Origin of the sequence: Caulobacter sp. D5, from assembly GCF_003185805.1 — a bacterium.
Lineage (GTDB): Bacteria > Pseudomonadota > Alphaproteobacteria > Caulobacterales > Caulobacteraceae > Caulobacter.
In genome coordinates this window covers 1-3,271 of sequence record NZ_QHJY01000549.1, presented here as the reverse complement: position 1 = coordinate 3,271, position 3,271 = coordinate 1, and the positions used below count along the sequence as shown (strand labels likewise).

General features: G+C 68.2%; 2 protein-coding genes. One reads left to right on the top strand and one right to left on the bottom strand.

The genetic code is table 11. From position 1 onward, the window contains the following. Window positions 1-571 (bottom strand): TetR family transcriptional regulator (locus DMC18_RS25080; RefSeq protein ID WP_158285992.1); only part of this gene is annotated, 571 nt, incomplete at its 3' end. Between the two features lie 246 nt (window positions 572-817). Here DMC18_RS25080 and DMC18_RS25075 point away from each other — a divergent pair. Further along, window positions 818-3,121 (top strand): TonB-dependent receptor, encoded by a 2,304-nt coding sequence (locus tag DMC18_RS25075; RefSeq protein WP_110133422.1) that lies wholly within the window; start codon window positions 818-820, stop codon window positions 3,119-3,121. Window positions 3,122-3,271 lie beyond the last annotated feature (150 nt).

Here is a 3,271-nt window from a genome sequence, read left to right as displayed (position 1 = left end):
CGCCGGCCGCGCGCTCGGCCGCCAGCAGCGCCCCGGCCTCGGGCCGGGCGGGAGCGTCCAGCCAGACGGCGGCGAAGTGGTCGACCATGTCGCGCAGCACCGCCCGCTCCAGGGCTGGCGACCAGGGCGACAGGTGATAGAGCGCCTCGGACTCGAAGAAGGCGTGCAAGGCCCGGCCGGCGATCGGCGGCAGATCGAGCGTCTGGGCTGTCTCACGCCAGAAGCCGGCCCAGGCCCGCGTCCAGTCCAGGCCAACGCCCTCGGCGACGGCTTCCTGGTAGAGCAGCGCCAGGGGACGGGCCGGGCCGGTCCATTCGATCAGCACGTGCTCCAGCGCCCGCGCCGCGCCGTCCGGTCCAGGCGGGAGCATGGCGACCTCGCGCGCCCGCGCCGCCAGCCAGTCGCCCGCCTCCTGCGTCCCGAGGGCGAAGGCCGACGATAACAACCGTTCCATTCCGCCTAGGTTGTAGTTGATGGCGCTGGGCGAAACGCCCGCTGCCCCGGCCACGGCGCGGGCCGTCGCGGCGGCGATTCCCTCCTGCGCCACAAGCCGCGCGGCGGCCTGGACCAAGCGTGAAGCGCGATCGGCGCTCTCGCTTGAATCCCGCATTGATTGAGGTTCCAGCGCGAAGGTCGCGGATGGCGGCGATACGGTCATGCCCCATGATCCCCAGCCGCCCCTGTCGGCGCAAGCCTCGCGCTCACCGAACAGCGACCTTCACGAATACGATACATAACGTTCGTTCCAAGTTCATGGAGGCTGGCTACTCGCCCCGCATCGCAGACGCCGAGACGTCGCGCTTCAGGGGATAGAGACATGCGACAGACTTCCGACCGCGCCGCACTGCGCGCCGCCCTTCTGGCGAGCGCCGCGGCCCTGGCCATCGCCGCCCAGGCGCGCGCCGCCGACCTGCCCGCCGCCGACACGGCCACGGCTCCGGGCGGCGACTCCGCCGCCATCAGCCTCGACGAGGTCGTGGTCACCGCCCAGAAGCGAAAGACCAACCTCCAGGACACCCCGATCTCGATCTCGGCCATGGACGCCGAGGCCCTGAAGGCCCGTAACGTCCAGTCCGTCGAGGACCTGGGCGACGGCTCGATCCCGTCGCTGCGCGTGGCCCCGTTCTTCTCGCGCAAGTCGGCCCTGACCATCGGCATGCGCGGCATCGGCGCCCTGGGCGACGCCAACCAGCCGGCCCGTGACCAGGCCGTCGGCGTCTACGTCAACGGCGTCTACATGGGCCGCGCCCAGGGCCTGGGCTCGGCGCTGTACGACGTCGAGCGCATCGAGGTGCTGAAAGGGCCGCAGGGCACGCTGTTCGGCCGCAACACCGAAGGCGGCGCGGTCAGCATCATCACCAAGGCCCCGACCGGCCAGTTCGGCATGAACACCACGCTCGGCTACGGCAACTACAACGCCTACAAGGCCGAGACCCACATCGACCTGCCCGAGATCCACGACGTCAGCATCAAGATCGACGCCCTGCTCAGCAAGCGCGACGGCACCGTCACCAACCCGACCACCTCGGGCCAGCCGGACTTCAACAGCTACGACAAGCGCGGCGTGAGCGTCGAAGCCCTGTGGCGTCCGAACGACAACTTCAGCGCCGACTACGCCTTCGACTCCTCGTACGACGGCTCGACGCCCTACTACGTGCAGCTGGAGAAGAAGGGCCTCTACGCCCTGGCCCCGATGCTGAAGGTCCAGCCCGACCGCGCCGAAAGCGCCAATGTCGGCGTGCCGCTGCAAGTGAGCGACGGCGACACCTGGGGCCACCGCCTGAACCTGAACTGGAAGCTGGGCGACAACCTCGAACTGAAGTCGATCAGCTCGTACCGCAAGCTGCAGCAGAACCAGTTCGACAACGGCTCGGAGATGCTGTCGGTCTATTCGCCGGGCGGCACCTTCGCCCGCTACAGCGTCGCCCGCTTCTGGCAGGACCAGGCCAGCGAAGAGCTGCAGCTGGTCGGCAAGACCGACCGCATCGACTACGTGTTCGGCGCCTTCTATTTCCGTGAGAACGTGCGCGACAACGCCCAGACGCCGAACTCCCTGCAGTGGAATTCGACCGGCACCGCCTACAGCTACCTGTCGCTGAACTTCGACACGATCTCGCTGGACCGGGCCAGCCACGCCAAGACCACCAGCTACGGCGCCTTCGGCCAGGCCTCGTGGACGCCGGCCGTGCTCGACGACCGTCTGCACGTCACCGCTGGCGGCCGCTTCACCACCGACAAGAAGAGCGGCACGCTCGACATCGTCAACGGCGCCCTGCCCAGCTACGTCAACGGCGCCGGGACGACGATCACCGGCATCATCCCGTTCGACGCCAAGTGGAACCACTTCGACCCGATGGTCAGCGTCGCCTTCGACGTGACGCCGGACGTGAATGTCTATGGTCGCTGGAGCACCGGCTACAAGGCCGGCGGCGCCAATTCGCGCTCGCTGACCTACCGCACCTTCGATCCCGAGAAGGTCAAGATGTTCGAGGTCGGCGCCAAGACCGAGTTCTGGGACAACCGCGCCCGCGTGAACGTCGCGGCCTATACCGGCGACATCACCGACGCCCAGGTCGACTTCAGCGTCACCATCCTCAACCAGAACCGCGGCACCCTGGAAACCACCAACGCCGCCAGCGCCACGACCAAGGGCGTCGAGCTGGACTTCGCCTTCAAGGTCGCCGACGGCCTGACGCTGTCGGGCGGCTACGCCTACACCGACCTCAAGCTGTCGAAGGCCTACAACCCCTTCACCGACACGATGGCGACCATCTATCCGCTCTACAGCCCCAAGAACGCCGGTAGCCTGGCGGCCGACTACCGCCGCCCGTTCCTCGGCGCGACGCTGAAGGCCCACCTCGATGCGAACTGGTCCGACGGCCAGTACACCACCACCACCGACCCGACGCTCAGCGACAAGTCGTTCATCGTCAACGGCCGCCTGACCCTGGCCGACATCGTCATGGGCGACAACCAGCCCGCCCTGCAGCTGTCGGTCTGGTCGCGCAACCTGCTCGACGAGTCGCACGCCTTCATGCGCAACACCAACGTCGCCCTGGGCACCTACGCCATCTACAACGAGCCGCGCACCTTCGGCATCGAAGCCAACGTGAAGTTCTAAACCCATGAAAAACCAACAGATCGACCGTCGCGGCTTCATGGCCGCGACGCTGGGCGGCGGCGCGATGGTCGCCGTCTCCCCCGCCGCCCTCGCCGCCGCTCCGCGCCTTGAGGCCAAGGCCGAGCGCGCCGGCCCGGACGCCCTGAATCT

Bases quoted from the DNA above. Each gene is read 5' to 3' on its own strand.
- DMC18_RS25075 (WP_110133422.1), top strand. From the start codon at position 818: ATGCGACAGACTTCCGACCGCGCCGCACTGCGCGCCGCCCTTCTGGCG.